The organism is Paraburkholderia caffeinilytica, from assembly GCF_051027425.1.
GTDB lineage: Bacteria > Pseudomonadota > Gammaproteobacteria > Burkholderiales > Burkholderiaceae > Paraburkholderia > Paraburkholderia caffeinilytica_A.
Genome location: NZ_CP186552.1, coordinates 228,664 through 241,087 on the forward strand (window position 1 = coordinate 228,664; position 12,424 = coordinate 241,087).

The 12,424-nt window shown below is 55.7% G+C and carries 12 protein-coding genes; 2 read left to right on the plus strand and 10 right to left on the minus strand.

Going from position 1 to position 12,424, the window contains the following annotated elements; genetic code table 11:
* Nucleotides 1-234: 234 nt before the first annotated feature.
* Together ACOSV0_RS01005 and ACOSV0_RS01010 are read right to left on the minus strand one after the other, a co-directional pair.
* The gene (locus ACOSV0_RS01005) at nucleotides 235-1,221 is read right to left on the minus strand and encodes a site-specific integrase (protein WP_434108147.1); all 987 of its coding nucleotides are present in this window, start codon (nucleotides 1,219-1,221) and stop codon (nucleotides 235-237) included.
* A 421-nt stretch (nucleotides 1,222-1,642) separates the two neighbouring features.
* Nucleotides 1,643-1,840 carry a hypothetical protein gene (locus tag ACOSV0_RS01010; RefSeq protein ID WP_434108148.1) on the minus strand — a complete coding sequence of 66 codons (198 nt, stop codon included), beginning with the start codon at nucleotides 1,838-1,840 and terminating at the stop codon, nucleotides 1,643-1,645.
* A 966-nt stretch (nucleotides 1,841-2,806) separates the two neighbouring features.
* Between ACOSV0_RS01010 and ACOSV0_RS01015 the strand changes: the two genes are divergently transcribed.
* Entirely contained in the window at nucleotides 2,807-3,271 is a 465-nt protein-coding gene (locus ACOSV0_RS01015) for a hypothetical protein (protein WP_434108149.1), read from the plus strand.
* 80 nt (nucleotides 3,272-3,351) lie between these two features.
* Here ACOSV0_RS01015 and ACOSV0_RS01020 read toward each other — a convergent pair whose 3' ends face one another.
* The 5 genes from ACOSV0_RS01020 to ACOSV0_RS01040 form a co-directional block, all read right to left on the minus strand.
* A complete protein-coding gene (locus ACOSV0_RS01020) occupies nucleotides 3,352-4,233 on the minus strand; it encodes a plasmid partitioning protein RepB C-terminal domain-containing protein (protein WP_434110361.1) in 882 nt (293 codons plus the stop codon).
* Nucleotides 4,230-5,132, minus strand: a complete 903-nt coding sequence (locus tag ACOSV0_RS01025; RefSeq protein ID WP_434108150.1) for a plasmid partitioning protein RepB C-terminal domain-containing protein — start codon at nucleotides 5,130-5,132, stop codon at nucleotides 4,230-4,232. Before ACOSV0_RS01025 ends, ACOSV0_RS01020 begins: the two co-directional genes overlap by 4 nt.
* Nucleotides 5,129-6,694, minus strand: coding sequence for a recombinase family protein (locus ACOSV0_RS01030; RefSeq protein WP_434108151.1), 1,566 nt, complete (start codon nucleotides 6,692-6,694; stop codon nucleotides 5,129-5,131). The genes ACOSV0_RS01025 and ACOSV0_RS01030 overlap by 4 nt, the downstream gene beginning before the upstream one ends.
* A gap of 1,115 nt (nucleotides 6,695-7,809) precedes the next feature.
* The gene (locus ACOSV0_RS01035) at nucleotides 7,810-8,127 is read right to left on the minus strand and encodes an H-NS family nucleoid-associated regulatory protein (protein WP_434108152.1); all 318 of its coding nucleotides are present in this window, start codon (nucleotides 8,125-8,127) and stop codon (nucleotides 7,810-7,812) included.
* Between the two features lie 23 nt (nucleotides 8,128-8,150).
* Entirely contained in the window at nucleotides 8,151-8,372 is a 222-nt protein-coding gene (locus ACOSV0_RS01040) for a hypothetical protein (RefSeq protein ID WP_434108154.1), read from the minus strand.
* Nucleotides 8,373-8,674: 302 nt separating this feature from the next.
* On the opposite strand from ACOSV0_RS01040, the gene ACOSV0_RS01045 reads away from it, so the two are divergent.
* Nucleotides 8,675-9,037 carry a hypothetical protein gene (locus ACOSV0_RS01045; RefSeq protein WP_434108156.1) on the plus strand — a complete coding sequence of 121 codons (363 nt, stop codon included), beginning with the start codon at nucleotides 8,675-8,677 and terminating at the stop codon, nucleotides 9,035-9,037.
* Here the strand turns inward: ACOSV0_RS01045 and ACOSV0_RS01050 are convergent.
* The 3 genes from ACOSV0_RS01050 to ACOSV0_RS01060 all read right to left on the minus strand — a co-directional run bounded on the left by ACOSV0_RS01050 (nucleotide 9,019) and on the right by ACOSV0_RS01060 (nucleotide 11,916).
* A complete protein-coding gene (locus ACOSV0_RS01050; protein ID WP_434108157.1) occupies nucleotides 9,019-9,912 on the minus strand; it encodes a hypothetical protein in 894 nt (297 codons plus the stop codon). The genes ACOSV0_RS01045 and ACOSV0_RS01050 overlap by 19 nt on opposite strands.
* A 35-nt stretch (nucleotides 9,913-9,947) precedes the next feature.
* Complete coding sequence (locus ACOSV0_RS01055; protein WP_434108158.1) at nucleotides 9,948-11,534, minus strand: recombinase family protein; 1,587 nt, start codon at nucleotides 11,532-11,534, stop codon at nucleotides 9,948-9,950.
* Nucleotides 11,535-11,757: 223 nt separating this feature from the next.
* A complete protein-coding gene (locus ACOSV0_RS01060; RefSeq protein WP_434108159.1) occupies nucleotides 11,758-11,916 on the minus strand; it encodes a hypothetical protein in 159 nt (52 codons plus the stop codon).
* Nucleotides 11,917-12,424 lie beyond the last annotated feature (508 nt).

The window sequence follows — 12,424 nt, forward strand, 5'->3', positions numbered from 1 at the left end:
ACAAAAAGTCGGTGAGCGAGCCGATTTCTTTGCCGGTTCGAAAGGCATTGCTTACGTAAATCGAAGAAAGGAACGAGCTCGTGCGTTCTTCTGGTAGCTGTGGACGCGTACTGGGGTGGTGCTGAACGTTGGCGTGTCTCTAGGCTGGTAAGGCGGCCGCGCGATGTTCGGGATGGGTAACTTTAGTTCAGCGATATCGATGGAGCAATCATCTGTCTCGGCTGATTGAATCGATTAGCAGTGCCTCGACCTCGATGATGGTGAGGACGCGCGATTGACTGTTTCATTTGGCTTGCGGACATCTGCCTGTCTTTGCTTGAATTCAGTCCACGCGCTGCGGCGCTGAGCGTAGTGTCGGCGCGCTGTCCGGATGGATCGATGCCCCAGCAGTGCTGCCACCTCGTCGGGCGAAGCGATTGCCTTAGCGTTCGCCGAAAACTGATGCCGAGCAGAATAGAGGGCATAGGTACGCTTGGTATCGCCCGGCCATAGTGCCTTACACAGCCGACGTAGAGCTTGGCTGCACCCCTTCTGAATGGCCGAGAATTGAATTCCCCGCGCTTGAAGTTCGCGCAGCGATTCCAGGTGCGCTCGAACAATCGGTAGATCGCCCGAATGTACAGGGATGACACGATGCTCACCGGTCGCACGTCCGTTTGTGGCCTTTGCGTTTCTGACGACTAGTGCTGCTTGGTCCTCGGACAGATTTGCGTGCTGCCATTCGCAAGGTCGCAGCCCCGTCACAATGGCACTCATCAACCAGAGGGCTGTTCTCCGCGAATAGTCGCCGTCACGTGATGGGTTCGCGAGGTTAGCGACCAACACGTCGTAGTCACGCTTGGGGATGCCCTTTCGTTTGCGTGACGACGTGCGTCCAATTTCCCGTTCTGGCTTGCAGTCGACATATGGGAGGAGTCGGATTTCATCGGCCGTTTTCTGAAACAGCGGGTAGCCGGTGCGTTCGAATTCCATCTCGTAACGGCACACCAGACACGCTTGATACTGCCGGAAAGTCGCCCACTTCCACTCGCTCGCGTGTCGTCTCATGTAGGCCACTACATCGGAAGGAGCCGGGTAGGCGTCTTCGGGTAACTGCATTTCATCGGCAATTCGACAGAGGAGACCATGCGCGCGGGCGAGGTACCCATCAATGGTTTCTTTTGTACGAGTCTGGTCGCTGGCTGCTTGCCTTGGGTTCATCATGGTCGTGCTCAATTCCATTTAGGGATGCAAACCACAAGTGCTCTGCCGATTGGGGTTGCAATATCTTATGTCCACAAGACTATCAGCTTCCGTGATCTTGTTGGTATTCAATCGAGACGGCGTCCAATGCATTGTCGGATTCGTTACGCGGTTGGGTATCACGTAGCGGCTATGTTTTCACATAGCCGCGTTACAGCTTCACTTCCAGTGAGCTGTAACAACCATAGGGTGTCGAAAAAGTATCAGATACCATACCGGTTCGAACCCGGACTTTGCGGGACTCGAGGTATTCGGAACCGAGCTTGTGCGGGTTGCGTGTCGTTATGAAGCGGCAGGGATCGAGGAATCGCGTTAAGCTCGAATGCGTTGATATTGCGTCGTCGATGCGTCGTGTGGAGGTATTGGGTGCTGTGACAGTCGATCCGCATAGGCGAATGCGTCATGGATGCGTCATCAATGCGTCGTTTCTGATACGCTCTCTTTGCTGGGGGCGGCCGAGGTGGGATTGCGTCGTGAATGCGTTGTAGATGACGCACTCGCGATCGAGTCGACTATTCGACACGACGAGCGCGCGATCGGAAATCATCGGCGAGAAGCGCAGCTTCAGCGGCGCATGGAACCGGCTGCGGCTATGCATGATCCGATGCAGGGGCATCTACGAGCCGAACTACGAGATGGGGAAGGCGGTGGGCTTGCGAATTGGCACGGCGTCGGGTATGCCGCTAGTGATCGTGGGCCCTCGGCTTGCGTGGGAAGAGACTTCCCAAAGATAAAAAGTGGCTTTGCCGGTGTTGTCTTTGATTGATATCCCTTTCTCCATCTCGCGTAGCAGCGTCATGTGGGCGGGTTGAGACGGGGCGGACACGTTGCAGTGCTATCGGAAGATTTGGTGAGCAGCTGGCGCACGTCCGTTTCGACTATTCGCGGCGTGGCTTGCCGGTAGCAGCATCGATGGCGTGCATAGTCGCATTACCGCACGAGCGCCGGGTGGAAGAAGCCTCGTGTTTTATGTAGGGAAAGGAAATGCAGGCGAGCAAGCTGTGATGGATTGACGGTAGGATACGAGAGCTTAACTCTTTTGATGCCGCGTTCGCGACACCTATGGTCAGCGTAAAGTACGCGTAAAACCATGCCGCTTGGGGAATTCCGAGAATAGGAAAGAGGGCACCCGGATGACAGGAACATGCGTCGTATGCTTTCGCCGGGGTGTGGAAACGCAAAATCTCGCCAAACATGCTGCTCTTTCTAGATACCGAGTACACAGGATATGAGCAAGCCGCTCCGCAACTTATAAGTCTGGCGCTCGTGACAGAAGACGGAAAGCGTGAGTTCTACGTGGAGATTGCTGATACATGGCGCGTAGCTGACTGCACCGAATTCGTAAAACGAGAGGTCCTGCCGCTTCTCGACGGCCCATGCCGTGCAACTGTACAAGCCCGGGCTGAACTACGTGCCTGGCTTGCAGATTCTCCACGCAAGGTGCAAGTGGCGTGCGATTCAGCAACAGACTTCAATTTCTTGCTCGGCCTGCTCGGATCGCCACGCCCCGTTAATCTGGCGTCAGCCTATTTTGATCTGCGGCCGTTGATCGATACGACGGTCTATGACCGGTCTGTCGCCGCTTACTATAAAACCGACCAAAGGCTTCACCATGCTTTGGCTGACGCCCGGGCATATCGCCGCGGATGGTTGGCTTGGATGGATGCTCGAAAAGCCGGATCCGGAAAAAACCGATGAGCAGCGACAGCATGGAGCGCCAGAATTGAGCTCCTATCAGCTGCGACTACGCAAAAGTATCCGCACAAAGCGCTTGAAATTTCTGGAACGCAAAAAAGACGTAAAGCTGTCCACGCAGTACGAAAAACGTGGATTGTCATTTTCCGGACGCGATTGGGTAGCCTTACATGATGTCGAGATTCATTTAACTTTGAACTCTTCATGCTACTTGGATAAGGCTTCCGAGGCGTGCCGCTCAGCTAACTCTGAACCCGCGGTTCACTTAAGTTTGAATTATCTGGAGTTTGGTTCGCTTAAGTTTGAACTTTATGGGGCGTATGAAAAAATATAACGACAAACGGCTGATATCGGCACATTAGGCCCGTGTACCCATATGCGTTGGCTTGTATGGTAGCAGCAACTGTGGGGCGATCATTGCTCAAGCGATGTTATGTCCAGGATAGTCTCGAACTCCCGAAGCAGGTCCGGTTGGTGAGCACGGAGGTAATCCGACACCGCTGAGTTTTCGAGCAGTTTCGCAAGATACCCGCGCGCCAACACCAGATTTAGCACGTCTTGCCCGTAGGTTTGTTCTGCGAGCTTGTACTGTCCCTGGAGATTGGTCATCTCCCGCTCCATCTTGGCTATCTGTTCCTGGCTCATGCCTGCAAGCCTTGAAGGTTTCTTTCCTTCCGCGAGGCGGTCCGCCGGAGTGGCTAGGAGAAGTGCATTTGCGTAAGAGGTCGTTACGCTGTTCGCCGCTAGCATCAACTCAATGCACTCAACCTGGCGCGTCGATTTCATCTTGCGAAGTACCTTCGAAAGTGCCGGTGAGAACTGCTGATCTTTCAGCAGACTTATAGCCTCGTGGCATATCCCATCCAGTAACGTTACCTTGGCTACGATATGACTGATATCGACACCTAGTGCCTTTGCGAGCCTGGTCGGCGGCACGCCCCGCTCGATGGCTCTTCGGATCATGTAATGTTCCTGAATTGAGGCGAGACGGTTAAGCCGGTTGTTGTATGTGTAGGCTTCGTCATCCGTGGCAATGAGGCATGACGCCTCTGTTTGTCCGAGTTCTTTCAGGGCAATCAGGCGGAGATGCCCATCCAGCAGCATGTATTTCTGGGACGTTGGGTCGCGCCCGGTCACTGACAATGGTTCGATCATCCCAACGTCGGCGATCGACGACACTATCTGTTTGAATTTACGGGTCTGAGAGATACCAAGCACGGCACGGCGAGATGGCAAAATGTCGTTCAGAAGAATCGACAGCGGCTCCGGTATGAATCCAAGCATGACTCCTGTCATATCGGACTCCCGGCTGGCCATACCCGCTCCGCGAGGTACTTGGGCATCGTGGTCAGTGATTCGGCACGCAGGAGATTGACGAAGTTTTCGTCTGCAAGGAGTTGACGCATCGCACCCACTATGAGTAGCAGACGCTGCTGCGAAAACTCCGCCTTTCGTACCAATGCAGTCTGCCGTTTCACTTCGTTTTGATATGTCCGCACCAGCGTGGCGGTAGAAACTTCAGACCGCCTTGCTGTCGAAGGTCGCGCTGCAGATCTTCCGTGCCTTTGCCGCTTTTCTATTACCCGACGGGCTACAATTAGCTGCCTTCCGCGCAACGTGCCGCTCTCATACGCCTCCTGCAATGCAGCTTGAACTGCCTTGTCGTCGTCCCCAGCGCCGGCGATGATCGTTGCGACATTTAAGGGAATGGCTCCGGTCTCTACTGCAATTAGCAACCGCTCCTCTCCCTGTCGAAGCAGATTGGAGATGGCGAGAACATAGGATCCGGCAAGGCCCGTTTTTTCTGAGATTGCCTTCGTTGTGTAACCCTTATCAAGCAATTGCCGTATGCCAGCGAGAAGTTCAAGTGGCCGATGCTGCCATCTCGCAATGTTTTCCGCGAGACTCATGATGAAGGCGTCCTCGTCCGATACCCGAACCACTAGGGCCGGAATCGTTTTTTCTCCAAGCGCGCGGTAGGCCTTGAGCCGGCCTTCGCCGCATACCAGTAAATATCTTTCCACACCTTGTGAGTCGGCTCGTGGGCTAACGCAGATAGGTTTCTTCAGTCCGATTGCCTTGATATTTCCGACGATTTCATCAAACACCCGACTTCCTCGCTCACGCGGATTGAGAACATCGATCTGGTCAAGGGGAATCAGCCGTATCTCCTGGGCCATGCTTGGCGTTTTCATCCCGCCCTCCTGAGCCGGGCACGCTCGGCCATGCGGTACAGATAGTCAAGAGTTTCAAAGCGATAGCTTTCAAATTCGATCGGATTGTGATCTGCTAAGCGGATACCCTCCCGACCGAAATCGAGGCGCGGAAGCAGATAGTAGTCAAGCGGCGCTTCGTTTCGCTCGTTGAGCCGAACGGCAACGGTAATGTCAGGCAGTAATCCTGTATCGAAGCGTATCTTCCACTGGTTCCTTCCGCTGATCCTGATCTGGCAGCGGGACAGTACGAGTGAGACCGTGAATTCGCGATTCACGTGAAGAATGTCGGTCGCTGCGTCACGCGTAACCTCTCCACCGAGATCGCCAATCATATGCTCGGTATCGGTCACAATCTGGGGGTGGAGACGCCGTAGAAAGCGGTTGACCTCGATGTATCGATAGTCCCGATCCGGTGTAAATCCCACGGTTTGGTAGGCTCGAATGAGACTCCCGAACCTGTACGCGTAGACCGAGGAAGAGGGCATTCCCTCCGTCTCATCAATTACTATCCCGGACAAATACCCGCGACTCCTGTACAACGTCCGTAGACGTTCGATCAGATCTTCACTTGTGTAGCGACGAGCTCGAGCCCTGATAATTCCCTGTGCCGTGTAGAACAGTTCGCTGGAAACAATTGCCGGAAACGAGGCGTCTTTGCGGATCCACATATCCGGAGTATTTACTACGCGCAACATCTTCAGCTTGAATGAGACGCGGTTGTAGACATTATTGCCAATGTATTTTTCATTGGTCAGCACTTCGTGAATCGTCGAGCGGCTCCATTCGCGGTCCAGATCGGTATGCACTTTCATCGCGTTAAGCCGTGCAGCTATCTCCAGTTCGCTCAAAGACTCGTCGACAAACCACTTGTAGATCAGATTGACCGTTCGTGTTTCATTTTCTGGCCCCGGCATCAGCACAACCCGATCAGTCTGCAGGCTCTTGCGCTCGCCCCGTTGCAACTCCGTTTTCATCAAGCCGTCCTGACCGACCAGTATGCGCCGCAAACCGTATCCGGCCGGCCCACCTTGCCGATAGCCCAATTCTACTAACCGGCATTGGCCTGAAAATACCTTTGCGGATAGCTCGCGACTATACTCACCGGCCATAGCGCGCTTGACACCCTTGACGATAGTGGACACTGGCGAGCCGTCGTTCTCGAACTGCTCGGCACAGTAGGACACCTGAATTCCGGCGCGACGGCAAATGTACTCGTAATATGCGCTTTCGTCGGCGTCCTGGAATCGCCCCCACCGACTGACGTCGTAGACCAGGATGATCTGAAAATCGGCCGAGCGACTCTCAACGTCACGAATGAGGCGCTGAAGGGCCTCCCGGCCATCAATTCGCAGACCGCTTTTCCCTTCGTCTGCGTATGTTCTGACAATCGTTAAACCACGCTGGGTTGCGTATTCCCGGATGCTGTTTCGCTGGTTGGCAGTCGAATATTGCTGGTGTTCAGTTGACATGCGAACATATTCGACGGCGCGGAGCGTCGTCTCGCATGAAGGAGGTACTCCGTCATCTCTCTCGATCGACATGGAAACACCAGCCCGTGCACGATGTGACCGTGGTTGCATCGTCAGAGTGCGGATACCAATGGGCAGCTGCGGGGGCGCAGGTCTGGAAAACTATGACGCGGCGCTAGCATCCGTGTCTGCTGCAATAGATAGTACGGTAGCAGCAACCACAGTGCCGACGCAGGAGTCATATCTTTGCAATCGGGTGTTCCGATTCCCGCGATGCCATCAGGACTGTCAGACGCACCGTCCAGACGTCCATCTTTGCAAGGCCCGCACGGTCCACTGCCCGAAGGGTATAGAGGCCCGACTCCAAAGGAGACGCGGTAGATGACGCGTCCATCTTTGCACTTGTTGCCCGTCGCTGGTTCCTGACTCCCTGTAGCTGCCGATTACGTTCTGCATAGTCCGCATGTGTCTGTCGATATCTGTGCCAATAATCAGGGTTGCGTTTGAGCCAGCCTGCTTGAGCACGTGTCTGGTTTTCACGGTAGTCGGGATCTGTGCGTATTCTTTCTTTTTGCCAGCGAGATTTGCGCTCGCGTTGACACCGTGGCTCGGAGCAGAATTGTTGCTGAGGGGTTTGGCGCCGCGGCTCGAAGAGTTGGCCGCACGCGGCACATCGGCGGTGTTTGCTCATCGACGCTGCCTCAATAGATGGCCGCGACCGGGCGTTGATGCTTTAGTCCTGAATGTAAAGCCGCGGTTGAGTTTTCGTTTCCACTTCCTACCTGGCGGATCACAGTCGCAATGACGGCAAGCTGAAAGTAAAGTCGTCAGGTTGCATACGCGATGTTGTGCGGACAAATCCAGCTTTTCGAAGTGAAATCTGTCTCATCGCTACCCTCTGGAGTCGAGGTGTAAGCGCAACCGTGTGGTTTGACGCCTGATCAGACGATGTCCAGAACGGGCGACGGGCGTTAGTAAGCGAAAGGCTGCGACTCCGCCTTTCGATCTCAGCACAATCGCTGGATCCACCGTTGATGTAAAGGATAAAGAACTTTGCTGGACGTGAACTCAAAGTAGGGGGTGTACGTCCTCGACGACCGCCTTACCGCCAATGCCAGTCAAGCGGCAGGATGAACCGAACATCGCCTTCGACGTCACAAGCGTTCGATGAAAAGGCGGACGAGCTATTACCTGTTAGTGAGACCGTGTCGCTGAGGCGTGGTGAGGGCGATCAGAAACTCCTTCGAGTCCTTCCCCTCAAGCCATCGCGGGCGCGGCCCCCGACCAGTCCATGTCTCACCAGTGTCCGGGTGGCGGTATCTGGGTGGGGCCGGTGACCTGCCACGCTTGTGTCCGACCAGTTCGCTCGGCTTGATGCCGTACTCCTGCATCAACGCTTGAATCTCTGCGATCACTCCGGTCTTTTCAACTTGTCGAACCCGCTCGATCTCCATGTCGAGTTCGGCCAACTGTTTTGTGAGCTGCGCGTATGTATTCTTGTCCATCGGCGTTCGCGATCAATAGCAACCTAGTTTTGCATGTTCCGGGACGCTTCTTCGAATGCAGTGGCCGCAGCCGCATGAAGTCGTTGCAAGGCATCGCGCACGGCATGAAGTTCGTCCCGGATACCGATCGCCCCGGCGGCGTCAATCATGTCTACGCACGTTGCCATTGCACGCGAACAGCCCTCGTCAATGACGCGAGCCGCCTCGTAACGCTCTGTTGCTGACTTGCCGGTGCTGTTACCCAATCTATGCCTCCACTACTGAGCGGTATTGATCTGATTTGGCCTTCAGGTCACATGGTAACGCCTTCAAAGACTCCGCGGGCACTTTCACAAGCGCGTCGCTCTGCAATGAACAGATGTTTGCTAAGTCGGGCCGTTGGCGGCAGAAAATTCCGTTGAAGAGGTGACACATCCGGCAGCGGGACCGAGGCAGCGAACTATCCGCCGCCGGATGGTTTTTCTTGCACCGGCACGCCGCGAACAGGCAGCGGTGGCTCGTCTGCGCGTTAAACTCGCATAGTCGTTTATGCGAGGATGGCGTTACCTTGACCAATCCGCTTAACCTTGATCTACGCGCTCGCGCCGAGCTGCTTACATACCTGGTCGCTTCTCATTTTGTCGCCCGGCAGTTGACGGGGGAATGGCTGTCGTCCGATCACGTTGTGGAATCGACGAAAATCTGGCTGGCCGCAAACGGCGGTGGAGCCGGTGTCCTGCAGCGGGTCATGCTTGCGAGTCGCGCCCGCGAGATAGCCGAACAGATGGAGTTGATATCGCCGCTTACTTTCGAGCCCGGACAGGTCACTTCGATGTTCTGCGAAAATCTTCGGCTTGACTTCCGCTCGCCGATCGCCAGAGACGTCTATCAGCAGTGCCTGAACCAGCTCCTTCATAGTCGCTGGTATTGACCTGATTCCGCCCCGCGTGCGCGCGCACGTCGCCTGACTTCTTTCGCAGGGCCTGCGACCCTGTCGCGTGCGTAAGGTAGCTTCATTGCCCGCTTCCACTCGGTTGCACAATCTGCTTCCTTAACCATCCGCTCAAGCGACGCGGTTTGAATCGGATAGCGCAAACGTAGCCAGACGAGTATGCCATCACTGCTGGTCCAGCCACGGATGAAGCTGATGCAGACCGCCAGATAGCGAAGATTGTCATTGTGTCCAGCCGACAGAAGCTGGTTCTTTACATGTGCTGCCAACAGCCGCTTTTCAAGCCTCGCAAAACGCTGCACACGGCGGCGATCGACTCGCTGCGACCGCCTGGCGACTACTCTCAACCCGGCAGGCGTCGCGGCCAGAAGTGCATGGGCAAAGTCTCCGGTGACGTTGTCCAGAGTGCCCATCAGATTCGCGACAGCTGCCCGGCGCAACGGCGCCATCCGGTCAAGCGCTCGAATAGTCCTTACGGGTAGCGTTTGCCCCGCGAGAATCGCCGAGGCATCCTCGGGGGCACCGATCGGTGTGCCCTGTGTGCAATGGGCATTGTCCGAATCCGTGCCCCGGTTCGCTGGGACGGTACAGTTTTCAGGGAATCGCGGTTGCAGACGTTGTCGAACGAGACAGGGTATCGCCGTGAATCCCGCAGCATTGAGCACAACAATGAAGGCAGCCTGGGATAGCAGTTCTCCGAGAATACTTCCTAGAAGTGCTATTTGGGCGTCTGCGGCTTCCTTATGCGCGAGTGAAGCACACTGTCGTTCACATTCCTCCCTGATCGCTTCCCGCATTCTGATCCCGGCGGGCTTGCGTGCGGCCTCCGGATGTCGTGACTTGACTTTCGTCACTGTGCCTCCTGGGTCAGACTTTGAGGTGCGCGAATTCATGTGGCACTGGCACCGTGGGCGAAATCCAGCACTTCCAGGGGGACGCAGTCAGTAAGTTCGATAATTGACCTCAGGTCGGGGTGTCGAAAATCTTCAAATCTCGAAACGCCGTTTCTTTGGATCACGGTATACGCCCCTGGCGTGAGGCTACCTCGAGGAAAGAGGTGGAAATCGAGCAGGTTCGGGTCCGCGCGCTCAATGCGGGCGTACACCAGAAAATCGATGGCGAAGCAGTCTGGCCATCGTGCAATCCAGTACGGTGAATGCCCGCGGACAAGCCATGAACTCCGCACCACAAGCTGCAGCCTGAGCGCGTTGTCCACGCACATGACGTTGGTGTGCTTTTCGAATTTGACCGCGTGTCCTCGCTTCCGCAACTCATCTGCGGTGATATCGGCTATTGAAAGCTCCGTTCGTCTTTCGGTATGCCTGTTCCGCGATCGCTCTGGATTCAGCCGTGGTGCGTATCCGATTGCCTCGTATGCTTCATACAGGCTGCCGAACTCCCGCATGATGCGTTCAACCGAAGGTGCACTTCGATAGCGTCGCAGCGTTGCCTGATTCAGGGTGCCAGTCTTTTCGATGACCTTGCGCAGGCCGGCGACAATTTCGTCCCGGTTGGGAACGCACTTGCAGCGGGCCAGCTTGCGCTGAACCGCTGCAAAAAGCTGGTTACCGACGACGGGATCAAAGGCACCGGGTACGCGAATCCATTCTTCCGTGGGTAATTGCTCCCATGCGGCGTCGAGCTTCGAAGACGTCCGGCTGTAGACGTTAGTCCCAACATATTTTTCGTTGCGCAGAATCTGGAGGATGTTGCGGGGCATCCACGGCCGCCCCACGCCGTTGCAGATGCCGAAATCATTCAGCCGGCGTGCTACGTCCGTAGCGGTAGTTCCACGGGCTGCATACCACTCAAACATTTTTCTGACGAGCGCCGTTTCATGAGGTGGCCCCGGCGCGAGGATTACACGGTCGGTCTGAAGGCTTTTGTACTGATAGGGTGCCAGCGCTCTGTGAGAGCCGTTCAGGGTGTCCACCAGTACGCGTTGCAGGCCGTAGCCAGGAGGACCGCCGGAATGGTAGCCGCGCTGAACGTTGACACAATGCCCAAGGAAAACCTTGCGCGAGATTTCGCGACTGAACTCTCCCGCCATCGCACGCTTGAGCGCCTTCATGACACACGTTGTCGGGCTGGCGTCGTCCTCGAAGGGCTCGGCGACGTAGATTACCTTCACGCCGGCACGACGACAGGTGTACTCGTAGAACGCGGCTTCATCAACATCCTGGAATCGCCCCCAGCGGCTTACGTCATACACTAGGATCACAGTGAATTTGCAGGCTGGATTTTCGACGTCCACCAGCAATCGGATGAGAGCAGGGCGCTCGCGCAGCGTGAGTCCGCTGATACCGGCGTCCTCATAGTCCCGAACGATGCGGATGTTGTGAGCGGCTGCATACTCAGCAATCGCCTGTCTCTGGAAAATTGGCGAGCATTGCTGGTGGTCCGTAGACATCCGCACGTATTGCGCTGCACGTCGCGGCGCGGTGAAGCCCGAGTGACCATCGGACGCGGACGGCATGTCATTTATCCGTGGACTAAAGGTATCAGTGATAGCGGTGCGGTGTGAAAAAGCAAGGCAAGTCGATAGACGCATGCGATCCTGCCGGTCCCACACGAACGGAAAGCCTTACCCACAACACGACAGCAGTCCAAAACTGCAGGCCACGCAACCTGAGCCCGTCAGTCAGGTTTTCGCTGGTCTGCGAATTCGATTTGACCCAGATGGCGAGGCGACTGGCAAGCTACTGCAGATTTTTCGCGAGCTGTCTGCGCAACGTATCCGCCATCTTTTGCAGGATGTCTGGCAAAAGAACCTGTGCGTCTAGTGGACCGACCACGGAATACCCGGATCCCGACTCGCCGTCGACGACGATCACGACCGCGCAGCGTGCATGCGTCATGTGACGCACCTGGTGACATGCAGCGTCGAACAGGCCAGCCGTGTCCCCCTGCGGTATGACTTTTGACTCGTAGTCTGATGTCATTGTGCCCTCGCAAAATTTTTGAACAATCCGTAAAACGAAGTCCTCTTTGAAGATGAGTTTATATCGCACACTTCCGGCGGATAGAAAGCACCGTAAAGCATGCGGGACAACGGACTGAGTTCGGCCATGAAAAGACATTTGTCGTCGCGACTTCGCGGACCTTTAAGCGGCCGCTTTGAATTCGAAAACCGCCAGCTAGATAGCGAGTTGGCGAGTTGTATTGCTACTTCCCATTGCCGAATTCGAAGGGATCGCGACGATGCATTGACCTGCTCAGGCTTGGCTAATGAGTTCGAAGAAGCCATTCAGTGACCTCACCCCGGATATCGGCATTTTGTGCTCCGATGAAGCCAACCTGGTGCCGTCGCATGAGAGCGTAGGGAGAAAAGGGGCGGACCGAGCCGCCCGCGTGACACACAATGCC

Bases quoted from the DNA above. Each gene is read 5' to 3' on its own strand.
- ACOSV0_RS01005 (WP_434108147.1), bottom strand. From the start codon at position 1,221: ATGGAATTGAGCACGACCATGATGAACCCAAGGCAAGCAGCCAGCGAC.
- ACOSV0_RS01010 (WP_434108148.1), bottom strand. From the start codon at position 1,840: ATGCATAGCCGCAGCCGGTTCCATGCGCCGCTGAAGCTGCGCTTCTCG.
- ACOSV0_RS01015 (WP_434108149.1), top strand. From the start codon at position 2,807: ATGACCGGTCTGTCGCCGCTTACTATAAAACCGACCAAAGGCTTCACC.
- ACOSV0_RS01020 (WP_434110361.1), bottom strand. From the start codon at position 4,233: ATGACAGGAGTCATGCTTGGATTCATACCGGAGCCGCTGTCGATTCTT.
- ACOSV0_RS01025 (WP_434108150.1), bottom strand. From the start codon at position 5,132: ATGAAAACGCCAAGCATGGCCCAGGAGATACGGCTGATTCCCCTTGAC.
- ACOSV0_RS01030 (WP_434108151.1), bottom strand. From the start codon at position 6,694: ATGTCGATCGAGAGAGATGACGGAGTACCTCCTTCATGCGAGACGACG.
- ACOSV0_RS01035 (WP_434108152.1), bottom strand. From the start codon at position 8,127: ATGGACAAGAATACATACGCGCAGCTCACAAAACAGTTGGCCGAACTC.
- ACOSV0_RS01055 (WP_434108158.1), bottom strand. From the start codon at position 11,534: ATGCCGTCCGCGTCCGATGGTCACTCGGGCTTCACCGCGCCGCGACGT.
- ACOSV0_RS01060 (WP_434108159.1), bottom strand. From the start codon at position 11,916: ATGACGCATGCACGCTGCGCGGTCGTGATCGTCGTCGACGGCGAGTCG.